This window comes from Streptomyces sp. NPDC086777, assembly GCF_040702065.1.
Taxonomy (GTDB): Bacteria; Actinomycetota; Actinomycetes; order Streptomycetales; family Streptomycetaceae; genus Streptomyces.
Map to the genome: position 1 here is coordinate 186,837 of NZ_JBFBJI010000003.1, position 13,427 is coordinate 200,263.

Annotated in this window: 10 protein-coding genes; 6 read left to right on the top strand and 4 right to left on the bottom strand. The window is 71.1% G+C overall.

Going from position 1 to position 13,427, the window contains the following annotated elements:
- Nucleotides 1-187 precede the first annotated feature (187 nt).
- The 5 genes from AB0472_RS05815 (at nucleotide 188) to AB0472_RS05835 (ending at nucleotide 4,247) form a co-directional block, all read left to right on the top strand.
- Complete coding sequence (locus tag AB0472_RS05815; RefSeq protein ID WP_366353718.1) at nucleotides 188-1,147, top strand: MerR family transcriptional regulator; 960 nt, start codon at nucleotides 188-190, stop codon at nucleotides 1,145-1,147.
- A 109-nt stretch (nucleotides 1,148-1,256) separates the two neighbouring features.
- A complete protein-coding gene (locus tag AB0472_RS05820; RefSeq protein WP_366353720.1) occupies nucleotides 1,257-1,832 on the top strand; it encodes an RNA 2'-phosphotransferase in 576 nt (191 codons plus the stop codon).
- 19 nt (nucleotides 1,833-1,851) lie between these two features.
- The gene (locus tag AB0472_RS05825; protein WP_366353721.1) at nucleotides 1,852-2,325 is read left to right on the top strand and encodes a hypothetical protein; all 474 of its coding nucleotides are present in this window, start codon (nucleotides 1,852-1,854) and stop codon (nucleotides 2,323-2,325) included.
- 41 nt (nucleotides 2,326-2,366) lie between these two features.
- Nucleotides 2,367-3,269 carry an LLM class flavin-dependent oxidoreductase gene (locus AB0472_RS05830; RefSeq protein WP_366353722.1) on the top strand — a complete coding sequence of 301 codons (903 nt, stop codon included), beginning with the start codon at nucleotides 2,367-2,369 and terminating at the stop codon, nucleotides 3,267-3,269.
- Between the two features lie 90 nt (nucleotides 3,270-3,359).
- Nucleotides 3,360-4,247, top strand: coding sequence for a Cof-type HAD-IIB family hydrolase (locus AB0472_RS05835; protein WP_366353724.1), 888 nt, complete (start codon nucleotides 3,360-3,362; stop codon nucleotides 4,245-4,247).
- A 19-nt stretch (nucleotides 4,248-4,266) separates the two neighbouring features.
- On the opposite strand, the gene cydD is transcribed toward AB0472_RS05835, so the two are convergent.
- The 4 genes from cydD to hisC form a co-directional block, all read right to left on the bottom strand.
- A complete protein-coding gene (gene cydD, locus AB0472_RS05840) occupies nucleotides 4,267-7,866 on the bottom strand; it encodes a thiol reductant ABC exporter subunit CydD (RefSeq protein ID WP_366353725.1) in 3,600 nt (1,199 codons plus the stop codon).
- 59 nt (nucleotides 7,867-7,925) lie between these two features.
- Nucleotides 7,926-8,933: a cytochrome d ubiquinol oxidase subunit II gene (cydB, locus tag AB0472_RS05845; RefSeq protein ID WP_366353727.1), complete on the bottom strand. Its 1,008-nt coding sequence runs from the start codon at nucleotides 8,931-8,933 to the stop codon at nucleotides 7,926-7,928.
- Nucleotides 8,934-8,951: 18 nt separating this feature from the next.
- On the bottom strand, nucleotides 8,952-10,460 hold the full coding sequence (locus AB0472_RS05850) for a cytochrome ubiquinol oxidase subunit I (protein WP_366353729.1): 1,509 nt from the start codon (nucleotides 10,458-10,460) through the stop codon (nucleotides 8,952-8,954).
- 270 nt (nucleotides 10,461-10,730) lie between these two features.
- Complete coding sequence (gene hisC, locus AB0472_RS05855) at nucleotides 10,731-11,810, bottom strand: histidinol-phosphate transaminase (RefSeq protein WP_366353731.1); 1,080 nt, start codon at nucleotides 11,808-11,810, stop codon at nucleotides 10,731-10,733.
- Between the two features lie 481 nt (nucleotides 11,811-12,291).
- Between hisC and AB0472_RS05860 the strand changes: the two genes are divergently transcribed.
- The gene (locus tag AB0472_RS05860; protein WP_366353733.1) at nucleotides 12,292-13,404 is read left to right on the top strand and encodes a LacI family DNA-binding transcriptional regulator; all 1,113 of its coding nucleotides are present in this window, start codon (nucleotides 12,292-12,294) and stop codon (nucleotides 13,402-13,404) included.
- Nucleotides 13,405-13,427 lie beyond the last annotated feature (23 nt).

A 13,427-nucleotide genomic window follows, 5' to 3' on the forward strand; every position in this document is an offset into this window, starting at 1 on the left:
CGCGCCCCCGAAGAGGGGCGCTCCCCCACCGTGTCCTCCCTGGTTGCGGGCAGGCGTGCCGCAGGGCGGCACGGGTGGGTACTGGGGTCTCCCCGGCCGAAGGCTGGGGGAGGCACCCTGCAAGCGCCGGCAAGCAACCCCGCCCCCGCCCGGCCCCGGCCCCCGCTCACCAGCCAAGGAACCCCACATGACCGACCCGCCGGCCAACCCCACCCACCGCATCGAGGACCTCGCCCACCTCTCCCGCACCACCGTCCGTACCATCCGCGCCTACCAGGACAAGGGTCTCCTCCCCCGCCCCGAACGCCAGGGCCGCGCCAACCTCTACTCCGACGTCCACCTCACCCGCCTCCTCCAGATCGCCGACCTCCTCTCCCGCGGCTACACCCTCGCCTCCATCAAGGAGTTGTTCGACGCCTGGGACACCGGCCGCGGCCTGGCCGGCGTCCTCGGGCTCGTCACCGAGGCCGAAGGACCCTGGACCGACGAGGAACCGGTGCGCCTGACCCGCGCCGACCTGGACGCCCGCTTCGGCGGCACCCCCGACGACACGGCCGTGGCCGAGGCCGTGGCACTGGGCGTACTGGAGCCGGTCGCCGACGACCCAGGCTCCTTCCTCGTCCCGAGCCCCCAGGAACTCGCCGTGGCGGCCGAGTTGTACGCGGCCGGTGTCCCGCTCTCCGCGATCTCCGAGCACCTGCGGGAGTTGAGACTCCAGGTCGAGCACATAGCCGCCCGTTTCCTGGAGTTCACCACCGAGCACGTCTTCGCCCGCTACCTCGACGACCCCGACCGCCGCACCGACGCCGACGCGGCCGAGGCGGCCTCGCTGGTACGGCGCCTGCGCCCGCTGGCCCGGCAGACGGTGGACGCCGAACTGGCGCGTGCCATGCGCCTGTTCGCGACCCGTGAGGTGCGTCGCAGGCTCGGCGCGGGCGAACAGCCGAAGGCTCCGGACGAGACCCGCCCCGTGTCCCTCCCCGCCGAGACGATTCAGGCCGTGCGGCGCCTCGTTGGCCCGGATCGCATCGCCGAGTTCATCGCCCTCGCGGCCGAACGCGAGGTCGGGGCGCGACACTTGGACGCCCTCGCCTCAGATCACGTCCTGGTTAACGATCTTGACGAAACACCGCGAAATGCCCAGTAGTTGTCCACAACTCGGCCAATTTCCTTGTGGATAACCGCACTTGGTTGTGGATCAAACCTGCGGCGAAAAATATCTGCGTGACGCGCGTCTCGCCCGGCACCCTGATGGCATGAACGCGAGACACAACGAAGGAACACCGGACGAGCGGCGCACCGTGAAGGTGTCGAAGTACCTCTCGAAACACCTGCGCCACCAGCCCGAACGCATCGGCCTCAGCCTGGACGAGGCGGGTTGGGTGGAGATCGACACCCTGCTCGCGGCGGCAGCGGCGCACGGGTTCCCGGTCAGCCGCGAGGAACTGGACCACGTCGTCGCCGCCAACGACAAGCAGCGGTTCGCCGTCGAGGGCACCCGGATCCGCGCCAGCCAGGGCCACAGCATCGACGTCGACCTCGGACTGCCCCCTGCGACCCCGCCGCCGTACCTCTACCACGGCACCGTCGCACGGAACCTGGAGGCGATCCGGAGGGCGGGCCTCGCACCCATGAACAGGCACGACGTGCACCTGTCGGCGGACCGGGAGACCGCGACGCGGGTCGGTGCCCGACGCGGCCGCCCGGTCGTGCTGTCGGTGGACGCGGCGGCGATGCACCGGGACGGACACGTCTTCCACATCAGCGCGAACGGGGTGTGGCTGACGCGTGCGGTGCCGCCGCGCTACCTGCGCTTCCCCGAACCGCACTGACCCCGGCATCATGAGTGGTATGGACCATTCCGGGCGCCGGGAGCACGGCGAGCACCTTCCGACCACCGAGGCGGCCGTCGCCGCGCTCCACACGATCGCGACCGAGTACGGACGCGAGATCGAGGTCACGCACGACATCGGCGCCGACCAGACCTCGCGGCGCAGCGCGGCGGGCTTCGGGGTCACCACCGACCCGGACGGTTCGCTGCCGCACGAGGCGTACGCCGAGTTCGGCGGGGTGCCCCGGGTGAGCGTGCGGCTCTTCCCGGAGGGCGACGCGCGGATCACCGTCGAGGGCGTGGACTTCCACGACGTACCGCGCGACGACGTGCCCGCCTTCCTGCACTCCGTCTTCGGCGACCTGGCCCATGTCCGGGGCCGTCGCTTCCCGCCCATGGCCTCGCTGGTCGTACCGCTGCCCGGCGACCGCACGTACCGGGAGCAGCTGGCCGCGTACCTGCTCACGCCGTGGCTGAGCAGCCGCATACGGTGACCGTTTCGGCCGTGCCTGCGGGTCCCTTTAGTCTCGGACCCATGAGTCTGCGTCTGAGCACCGTGATCCTCCCGTACCGCCGCTGGAGCGAGGGCGGCGCCGCCGCCTGGACGCGGGCCGAGGAGCTGGGCTTCCACACCGCCTACACGTACGACCACCTGTCCTGGCGCAGCTTCCGGGACGGCCCGTGGTTCGGGGCGATCCCGACGCTGACCGCCGCCGCGTCCGTCACCGACCGACTGCGCCTCGGCACCCTCGTCACCTCGCCGAACTTCCGGCATCCGGTGCCCCTCGCCAAGGAGCTGATCTCCCTCGACGACATCTCCGGCGGCCGCGTCACCCTCGGCATCGGCGCGGGCGGCAACGGCTTCGACGCCACCGCGCTGGGCCAGGAGTCGTGGACCCCGCGCGAGCGCGCCGACCGGTTCGCCGAGTTCGTGCCGCTCCTCGACCGGCTTCTCACCGAGGACTCGGTGACCTACGAGGGTGAGTTCTACTCGGCCCACGAGGCGCGCAACATCCCGGGCTGTGTGCAGCGGCCCCGGCTGCCCTTCGCGGTCGCGGCCACCGGCCCGCGCGGACTGAAGCTGGCCGCACGGCACGGCCAGGCGTGGGTGACCACAGGCGACCCGAAGCTGTACGAGCACGGCACGCCCGAGCAGTCGGCCGAGGCGCTCCGCGGTCAGCTGGGGAAGCTCGGCGAGGCCTGCGCGGCGATCGGCCGGGACACGGCGGAACTGGACAAGATCCTGCTCACCGGGTTCACCCCGGACCGCGGCCGCCCCCTGGAGTCCCTGGACGCCTTCGTGGACTTCGCCGGCCGCCACCAGGAGCTGGGCTTCACCGAGCTGGTGATCCACTGGCCCATCCCCGACTCGGACTTCGCGGCCGACCAGAAGGTCTTCGAGCAGATCGCCATGGAGGCCCCGGCCCAGCTCGGCTGAGCCCGCTCCGGCAAGGCCGGGACGCCGCCGGGGACACTCGGAGTCATCTGTGTCTCATCTGTGCGCCCGCCCGCACGGCCGTGCGGGCATATGCGCGAGAATGGCGCGGTGACCTCAGCGACCCGACAGCCCGAGACCCCTGCCTTCGCGACCCCGCCCCGGCTGATCGCCACCGATCTCGACGGCACCCTGCTGCGCGACGACAAGTCGGTCTCCCCGAGGACGGTCGCCGCACTGGCCGCCGCCGAGGAGGCGGGGATCGAGGTCTTCTTCGTCACCGGCCGCCCGGCCCGCTGGATGGACGTAGTCAGCGACCACGTCCACGGCCACGGCCTGGCGATCTGCGGCAACGGCGCGGCCGTGGTCGACCTGCACGGCGGCCCCGGCGCCCACCGCTTCGTGAAGGTGCGCGACCTGGCCCGGGAGAACGCGCTGGACGCGGTACGACTGCTGCGCGAGGCAGCGCCCGGCACCGTGTACGCGATCGAGCAGACGTACGGCTTCCACCAGGAGCCGGCCTATCCCAAGATGCACCTGGAGATACCGGACCACCTGCTCGCCGCCGAGGAGATCCTCGCGACGGACGGTCCGAGCGCCGGCGAACCCGTCCTCAAGATCCTCGCCTACCACCCCGATCTCGACCCCGACGCCTTCCTCACCCTCGCCCGCCTCGCCGTCGGCGAACGCGCCACCGTCACCCGGTCCAGCCCCAGCGCCCTGCTGGAGATCAGCGGTCCGGGCGTCTCCAAGGCCAGCACGCTCGCCCTGGAGTGTGCCGAGCGCGGCATCTCGCGCGAGGAGGTCGTGGCCTTCGGGGACATGCCCAACGACGTCGAGATGCTGACCTGGGCCGGCCGGTCGTACGCCATGGGCAACGCCCACCCCGCCGCCGTCGCCGCCGCCTCCGGACGGACGGACGCCAACAACGAGGACGGGGTGGCCGTGGTGATCGAGCAGTTGCTGGCCGCCCGCGCCTGAGACCTGCCGCCGCGCCGGTCTACCGCACTCCCACCAGAGCGTCCGCCGCCGCCTCCCGTTCGACCATGTCCCGCAGCGGTCCGGCCGCGGCGGCCAGCTCCGCATGGCTGCCGCGCTGCACCACCCGGCCCGCGTCGAGGACGACCACCTCGTCCACGGCCTCCAGGCCCGCCAGCCGGTGCGTGACGAGCAGTGTCGTACGGCCCTCGGTCGCGGCCAGCAGGTCCGCGGTGAGGGCGTCCGCCGTGGGCAGGTCGAGATGCTCGGCCGGCTCGTCCAGCACGAGCAACGGGAAGTCGGCGAGCAGCGCCCGGGCGAGGGCCAGCCGCTGCCGCTGGCCGCCGGACAGCCGTGCTCCGTGCTCGCCCACCAGGGTGTCCAGTCCGTCGGGCAGCCCGTCCACCCAGTCGAGCAGCCGGGCCCGGCCCAGCGCGTCCCGCAGGTCCTCCTCGGTGGCGTCCTTCCGGGCGAGCAGCAGGTTCTCGCGCACGGAACTGTCGAAGAGGTGCGCGTCCTGGGCGCACAGCCCGACGAGCCGCCGCACGTCGTCGCTGTCCATGCCGTACGCGTCCACGCCGGCCAGCGTGTAGGAGCCCGCCTCCGGGTCCAGGAACCGCAGCAGGACCTGCGCGAGGGTCGACTTGCCGGCGCCGGAGGCACCGACGACGGCGACCCTGCGCCCCTCGTGCAGGGTGAGGTCGAGCCCGTCGAGGGCGTCCCGCCGCTGCCCCGGGTACCGGGCCCTCAGGCCCTTCAGCACGACGGGGAAGGGCGCGGCGGGCGCTTGGCGCGGCCGCTCCGGTTCCCGCACGGGCTCGGGCGCGTCCAGCACCTCGTAGATGCGCTCGGCGCTCCTGCGTACCCGCTGCCGGTGCCGCACGGCCGCCGGCAGCCCGAGTACCGCCTCGAAGGCGGCCAGCGGAGTGAGCACGACGACCGCCATCGCCACGCCGCTCAGCCGGCCGTCTGCGACCCCCTGGGCGCCCAAGAGCGCGGCGGCCGCGACGGTCAGGCCGGTCAGCAACGCGGTCAGCCCGTCGCCGAGCGCGGTGGCCGTGGCCCCTCGCGAGGCGATCCGGGTGAGCGTGCCGTCGGCCCGCCGGGCCTCGTCGGTGCGGGCCGGCAGCGCGCCGGCGACGGTCAGTTCGGCGGTGCCGGTGAGCAGGTCGGTCACCCGGGTGGCGAGCAGCCCGCGGGCCGGTGCCAGCCGGTGCTCGGCGCGCCTGGCCACGGTCGAGGTCACCAGCGGAACGCCCGCACCGGCCGCCAGCAGCCCCACCGCGAGCGCGGCCCCGGCCTCGGGCAGCAGCCAGGCCGTGAAGCCCACGGCCCCGGCGGACACCGCCACCGCGGCCCCGACCGGAAGCAGCCACCGCAGCCAGTAGTCCTGAAGGGTGTCCACGTCGGCGACCAGCCGGCTGAGCAGATCGCCCCGCCTGGTCGTCCGCAGCCCGGCCGGCGCGAGCCGCTCCAGCCGCCGGTACACGGCGACACGTGTGTCGGCCAGCATCCGCAGCACGGCGTCGTGCGACACCAGCCGCTCGCCGTACCGGAACACGGCCCGCCCGATCCCGAAGGCCCGCGTGGCCGTCACGGCGACCATCAGGTACAGCACCGGCGGCTGCTGCGAAGCCCGCGAGATCAGCCACCCGGAGGTCGCCATCAGCCCGACGGCACTGCCGAGCGCCAGCGCCCCCAGCACAAGCGCGAGCAGCAACCGCCCCCGCCGCCCCCCGGACGCGGCACGAACCCGCCCCAGAACACCCCACCGCCCCACAACCACCGGCTCCGCAGCACCGCCCGCCCGAGGACCACTCAGCCCACGGTCCCGCCCCGCACCCTCACCTTCCACCTGACCGAGATGCCCCACACCCCCGCCCGCCGACCCACCGACCCGGCCCGCGACCTCACCCTCAAACTGACCGAGTCGGGTGGTGGGTGGGCGAAGGTTCTGGGGGTCCAGGGGGCGGAGCCCCCTGGGGACCTCGCCGCCGGAGAGCCGCACGACCCGGTCCGCCGCCGACAGCAGCGCCGGCCGGTGCACCACCAGCAACACGGTCCGCCCCTCGGAGAGCCGCCGTACCGCCGCCACGACCTCCCCCTCGGTCGCCCCGTCCAACGCGGCCGTCGGCTCATCCAGCAACAGCACAGGCCGGTCGGCCAGAAACGCCCGCGCCAGCGCCAGCCGCTGCCGCTGCCCCGCAGACAGACCGGACCCGTCCTCCCCGAGTACCGTCCGCGCCCCCTCCGGCAGCGCCTCCACGAACTCCAGCGCCCCGGCGTCCCGCAGCGCCCCCCGGACGGCGTCGTCGTCCGCGTCGGGACGCGCGAGCCGTACGTTCTCGGCGATCGTCCCGGCGTACAGATGCGGTCGCTGCGGCACCCACGCGATCCGCGACCGCCACTCCGCCACGTCGACGTCCGCGAGATCGACGTCCCCGATCCGTACCCGCCCCTGCGCGGGCCGTACGAACCCCAGCAGGACGTTGAGCAGCGTCGACTTGCCCACACCGCTCGGGCCGACCAGCGCGACGGTCTCCCCGGGTTCGACCGTGAACGACACATCCGTCACCGCGTCCGCCGACCGCCCCGGGTAGCGGACCGTCACGCCCTCGAAGGCCAGGGCCGCATCGGAAGGCACCGCGCCCGTCCCCGATGCCGGCACCGGCGTCTCAAGCACCGCGAAGATCTCCTCCGCGGCCGCCAGTCCTTCCGCCGCCGCGTGGAACTGGGCTCCCACCTGCCGCAACGGCAGATACGCCTCGGGCGCCAGCACCAGGACGACCAGCCCGACGTACAGGTCCATGTCGCCGTGGACGAGCCGCATGCCGATGGTCACGGCGACCAGCGCCACCGACAGCGTGGCGAGCAGTTCCAGCGCGAACGAGGAGAGGAACGCGATCCGCAGCGTCCGCATGGTCGCCTGCCGGTACTCACCGGTGATCCGCCGGATGGACTCGGCCTGCGCCTTGGCCCGGCCGAACACCTTCAGCGTGGGCAGGCCGGCGACCACGTCCAGGAAGTGGCCGGAGAGCCGTGACAGCAGCCGCCATTGACGGTCCGTCCGGGACTGGGTGGCCCAGCCGATCAGGACCATGAAGAGCGGGATCAGCGGCAGGGTCCCGACGATGATCGCCGCGGAGACCCAGTCCTCGGTGACGACCCGCGCCAGCACTGCGACCGGTACGACCACCGCCAGTCCCAACTGCGGCAGGTAGCGCGAGAAGTAGTCGTCGAGGGCGTCGACCCCGCGCGTGGCGAGCGTGACCAGCGATCCGGTCCGCTGTCCGCTCAGCCAGCCGGGGCCGAGCTCCACCGCACGGTCGAGGAGCCGGCCGCGCAGCTCGGACTTGACCGCCGCGCTCGCCCGGTGAGCGGCGAGTTCGGTGAGCCAGGAGACCAGCGCCCGGCCGACGGCCACGGCCACCAACAACAGCAGAGGGGTGCGGAGTTCGGAGACGGAGTGACCGTGCTGGAAGGCCCCCACCACCACGTCGGCGATGAGCATGGCCTGGGCGATGACCAGCCCGGCACCGACGGCACCGAGGCCGACGACGGCCACCAGGAAGAGGCGGGTGGCACGGGCATAACGCAGCAGACGGGGATCGATTGGTTTCACGTGAAACATGCCCTTCGGCCCGGAGAGGGCGTTTCACGTGAAACGCCCTCTCCTCGGACTCAGTGCGCGGCTTCGGTCGCGATGTGCTGCGTACCGATCCGCTTGCGGAACACCCAGTAGGTCCACCCCTGGTAGAGCAGGACGAGCGGCGTGGCGATCGCCGCGAGCCACGTCATGATCTTCAGGGTGTACGGACTCGACGAGGCATTGGTGACCGTGAGGCTCCAGTCCCCGTTGAGCGACGACGGCATGACGTTCGGGAAGAGCGACAGGAAGAGCATCGCCACGGCGGCCACGATGGTCACGCCGGACAGGGCGAACGCCCATCCCTCGCGGCCCCGCAGATTGGCCCCGAGGGCGGCCACCAGCGCGGCGACCGCCACGATGAGCGCCACCAGGCTCTTGCCGTCACCGCTGTCGACCTGGGTCCACAGCAGGAAGGCCAGCGCCAGCGCCGCGGTGAGGACACCGACCTTGGTGGCCAGCTTCCGCGCCCGTACCCGGATGTCGCCGACCGTCTTGAGCGCGGCGAACACCGAGCCGTGGAAGGTGAACAGGGTCAGCGTCACGAGCCCGCCGAGCAGGGCGTACGGGTTGAGCAGGTCCCAGACGGTGCCGACGTACTCGAAGTTCCGGTCGATCTTGACACCGTGCGCGATGTTCCCGAAGGCCACGCCCCACAGGAACGCCGGGATCAGCGAGGTCCAGAAGATCGCGGTCTCCCAGTTGCGCTGCCAGTTCTCCTCGGGCCGCTTGGCCCGGTACTCGAAGGCGACACCCCGGACGATCAGACAGACCAGGATGACCAGCAGCGGCAGGTAGAAGCCCGAGAAGAGCGTGGCGTACCACTCGGGGAAGGCGGCGAAGGTCGCGCCGCCCGCGGTGAGCAGCCACACCTCGTTGCCGTCCCAGACCGGGCCGATCGTGTTGATCAGCACCCGCTTCTCCAGGCGGTCCCGGGCGAGCAGCTTGGTGAGGATGCCGACCCCGAAGTCGAATCCCTCCAGGAAGAAGTAGCCGGTCCACAGGACGGCGATCAGGACGAACCAGACGTCGTGAAGTTCCATGACTGCGTCTCCCTCGGCCTAGTACGAGAAGGCCATCGGCTTGTCGGCGTCACGGGCCTCGCCGCCGATCTTCGTGGGCGGGTTGAGATCGTCCTCGGTGAGCTCGGGCGGGCCGGCCTTCACGTACTTCACGAGCAGCTTGACCTCGACGACGGCGAGGACGGCGTAGAGCGCGGTGAAGGTGATCAACGAGATGAGGATCTCGGTCTGGGAGACACCGGGGGAGACCGCGTCGCGGGTCTGCAGGACGCCGTAGACGACCCAGGGCTGGCGGCCCATCTCGGTGAAGATCCAGCCCCAGGAGTTGGCTATCAGCGGGAAGCCCAGGGTCCATATCGCCACCAGCCAGTACAGCCTGCCGAACTTGGGGCTGAGCGCCTTGTTCCTGAAGAGAACCAGGTTCGGCACCTCGTCCTCACCGACCCGCAGGTGCTGCGGCAGCATGAACTTCTTGCGGGTCAGCCAGAGTCCCGCGAGGCCGATGGCGAAGGACGCCATGCCGAAGCCGATCATCCAGCGGAACGCCCAGAAGGTGACGGGGATGATGGGCCGGTAGTCGCCGGCGCCGTACTTCTGCTGCTCGGCCTTGTTGGTGTCGTTGATACCGGGGACGTACGAGTTGAAGTTGTCGTCGGCGAGGAAAGAGAGCAGGCCGGGGACGGACAGTTCGACGGTGTTGTGGCCCTTGCTGACGTCGCCGTAGGCGAAGATCGAGAAGGGTGCCGGCTTCTGACCGTCCCACAGCGCCTCGGCGGCGGCCATCTTCATCGGCTGCTGCTTGAACATGACCTTGCCGAGAGTGTCGCCGCTGATGGCGGTGAGCATGCCGGCGATGACGACGGTGACCAGGCCGAGCCGCAGCGAGGTCTTCATCACGGTGATGTGCTTCTTGCGGAACAGGTGGAAGGCGGCGATGCCGACCATGAACGCCCCACCGGTCAGGAAGGACGCGGACAGGGTGTGGAAGGCCTGGGCCAGCGCGGCGTTCTGGGTGAGAACGGCCCAGAAGTCGGTGAGTTCCGCCCGCCCCTTCGCCTTGTCGATCTTGTAGCCGACGGGGTGCTGCATCCACGAGTTGGCGGCGAGGATGAAGTACGCCGACAGGATCGTGCCGATGGAGACCATCCATATACAGGCCAGATGGATCTTCTTGGGCAGCTTGTCCCAGCCGAAGATCCACAGCCCGATGAAGGTGGACTCGAAGAAGAAGGCGATCAGCGCCTCGAAGGCGAGCGGGGCGCCGAAGATGTCGCCGACGAACCGCGAGTAGTCGGACCAGTTCATGCCGAACTGGAACTCCTGCACGATGCCGGTGACCACGCCCATCGCGATGTTGATCAGGAAGAGCTTGCCCCAGAACTTCGTCGCCCTGAGGTACTTCTCCTTCTCCGTGCGCACCCAGGCGGTCTGCAGGCCGGCCGTGAGGGCGGCCAGCGAGATCGTCAGCGGGACGAAGAGGAAGTGGTAGACGGTGGTGATGCCGAACTGCCAGCGCGCCAGTGTCTCCGGCGCCAAAGCCAGGTACACGTCGTCAGTCTCCTTACGTCGCCGTGGTACAGCGGCATGTGCCCCCTTTGTCACGTACATCACGGAACAAACGGGACGCGCTTGTGAATGCATTCACATTCACAAGCCATTATGGCGCACTCACTCTCGAACATCGAAGGGGGGTCGCGCTTGAGCCGTCCGGCCCCCTCCCGAACACGCGAACGGGGCCGCTCGGCCCTCATCCCGGCCGTGCGACCCCGCACACCTGACACCCTTCGGCCGCGGCAACCTCCGCGCGGCCCGCGGAGGCTACAGCTCCTTGCGGAACGCCTCCGTCACCTTCAGGAAGATGTCGTTCGCCTCGGTCTCGCCGACCGTCACCCGCACACCCTCGCCCGGGAACGGCCGCACGACCACGCCGTGCTCCTCGCAGAGCTGCGCGAAGGCGGTCGTACGCTCCCCCAGCCGCAGCCAGACGAAGTTTGCCTGGGTCTCGGGCACCGCCCAGCCCTGGCCGCGCAGCGCCTCGACCACGCGCAGCCGCTCGCACACCAGCGAGCCGACCCGGCCCAGCAGCTCGTCCTCGGCCCGCAGCGAGGCGATCGCCGCCTCCTGGGCGAGCTGGCTCACGCCGAAGGGGACCGCCGTCTTGCGCAGCGCCGCGGCCACCGGCTCGTGCGCGATCGCGAAGCCGACGCGCAGCCCGGCGAGGCCGTACGCCTTGGAGAAGGTCCGCAGCACACAGACGTTCGGCCGCTCACGGTAGATCGCGACGCCGTCGGGGACCTCGGGATCGCGGATGAACTCGCGGTAGGCCTCGTCCAGGACCACCAGCACGTCGCTCGGCACCCGGTCCAGGAACCGCTCCAGCTCGGCCCGCCTCACGACGGTGCCGGTCGGGTTGTTGGGGTTGCAGACGAAGATCAGGCGGGTGCGGTCGGTGACGGCGTCCGCCATGGCGTCCAGGTCGTGCACATCGCCGGGGGTGAGCGGCACCTGGACCGACCGGGCACCACTGATCTGCGTGATGATCGGATAGGCCTCGAAGGACCGCCACGCGTAGATCACCTCGTCGCCGGGCCCACTGGTGGCCTGCACCAGCTGCTGGGCCACACCGACCGACCCGGTACCGGTGGCCAGGTGCCCGAGCGGCACGCCGAAGCGGTCCGCGAGCTCGTTCACCAGCCCGGTGCACGCCAGGTCGGGGTAGCGGTTGAAGGAGGAGGCGGCGGCGATGACGGACTCCATCACGCCGGGCAGCGGGGGATACGGGTTCTCGTTGGAGGAGAGCTTGTACGCGACCGGGCCGCCGGCCGCCGCGGGCTTGCCCGGCTTGTAGGTGGGGATCCCCGCCAGCTCGGCGCGCAGCTTGGGGCTCGTCTCGCTCACCGCAGTCCTCCTCGCGACCACCGGCGGACCGTCCACGCCGCCGGCATCCAATACTGCTCACCTTATGAGGATTCGGCGCCACCGCGTACAGGGGAAGACGGCGCGAGGAACCGGGCCGGACCGGCGGCGGACCGTCGGCAGGCCGGCGCGGAGCCGGGAGGGCGAGCCTCATCCGTACCACCGGCATCACGGGCATCACCGCACGAAGGCGCATTTATCGGGGGCGCGCCCTACATATATCTACGCGCCGGTGGCTCGCGCCGTAGCGCGCATCACCCGTGCAGGTGAGTTGAGACCTCTTCGAAACATCGGGCACTTGGCAGGCCCATGCGTGCCGACAAGTCACGTCCTACCATTGGATCGTTCAACTGACTTTCTTTCTAAGGCAGTTGACCCACATTGACCTTGCAGAAACGTGCCTGTCAACGCGTGCATATGCGTCCGCACTACCCCACCGCATGAGCCCTACTATCGGCTCGCCATGACAGCAGCAGGGAAGCACCAGGTGAGCCGCGCGGAAACCTCTCGGCGAGGCAGCCGGCCGGGCCGGGCGGGCATCAGAGACGTGGCCGCCGCCGCCGGAGTCTCCATCACGACCGTCTCCGACGCCCTGAACGGCAAGGGGCGGCTCCCGGACGCCACCCGCCGCCATGTCAGAGAGGTCGCCGACCGGCTGGGGTACCGCCCCTCGGCCGCCGCCCGCACCCTCCGTACCGGCAAGTCGGGACTCATCGGCCTGACGGTGACGACGTACGGGGATGAACCTTTCACCTTCACCGAGTTCGCGTACTTCGCCGAGATGGCGCGGGCCGCCACCTCGGCCGCGCTCGCCCGCGGCTACGCCCTCGTCATCCTGCCCGCCACCTCACGGCACGACGTGTGGTCGAACGTGGCCCTGGACGGCACGGTCGTCATCGACCCCTCCGACCAGGACCCGGTGGTCAGCGAACTGGTCCGGCAGGGCCTGCCGGTGGTCTCCGACGGCCGCCCGGCCGGCGAGCTCCCGGTCACCGCCTGGGTGGACAACGACCACGAGGCCGCCGTACTCGGCATCCTCGACCATCTCGCCGACGCCGGCGCCCGCCGGATCGGGCTGCTCACGGGCACCACCACGGACACGTACACCCACCTGTCGACCACCGCCTACCTGCGCTGGTGCGAGCGCGTCGGCCAGGACCCGGTCTACGAGGCCTACCCGGCCCACGACCCGTGCGCGGGCGCCGTCGCCGCCGACCGGCTGCTGGCCCGCCCGGACCGTCCCGACGCCGTCTACGGCCTGTTCGACCCCAACGGCACCGACCTGCTCGCCGCCGCCCGCCGCTACGGACTGCGCGTCCCCGACGACCTGCTCCTGGTGTGCTGCAGCGAGTCGACCGTGTACGCCAACACCGAGCCGCCCATCACCACACTCTCCCTGAAGCCGCGCCGCATCGGCACGGCGGTGGTCCAACTGCTCATCGACGCGATCGAGGGAGTCGAGTCGGACCAGCCGGTCGAACAGGTGATACCGACCGAACTGATCGTGCGTACCTCCTCCCAGCGACGCGCGCAGCGCACCACGGTCAGCCCGCCGAGGGCGCCGGAGGAGGAGTAGCACGGACGCGTGGAGCACGGGGC

Bases quoted from the DNA above. Each gene is read 5' to 3' on its own strand.
- cydB (WP_366353727.1), bottom strand. From the start codon at position 8,933: ATGGAACTTCACGACGTCTGGTTCGTCCTGATCGCCGTCCTGTGGACC.
- AB0472_RS05835 (WP_366353724.1), top strand. From the start codon at position 3,360: ATGCGCGAGAATGGCGCGGTGACCTCAGCGACCCGACAGCCCGAGACC.
- AB0472_RS05830 (WP_366353722.1), top strand. From the start codon at position 2,367: ATGAGTCTGCGTCTGAGCACCGTGATCCTCCCGTACCGCCGCTGGAGC.
- AB0472_RS05825 (WP_366353721.1), top strand. From the start codon at position 1,852: ATGGACCATTCCGGGCGCCGGGAGCACGGCGAGCACCTTCCGACCACC.
- AB0472_RS05860 (WP_366353733.1), top strand. From the start codon at position 12,292: ATGACAGCAGCAGGGAAGCACCAGGTGAGCCGCGCGGAAACCTCTCGG.
- AB0472_RS05815 (WP_366353718.1), top strand. From the start codon at position 188: ATGACCGACCCGCCGGCCAACCCCACCCACCGCATCGAGGACCTCGCC.
- AB0472_RS05820 (WP_366353720.1), top strand. From the start codon at position 1,257: ATGAACGCGAGACACAACGAAGGAACACCGGACGAGCGGCGCACCGTG.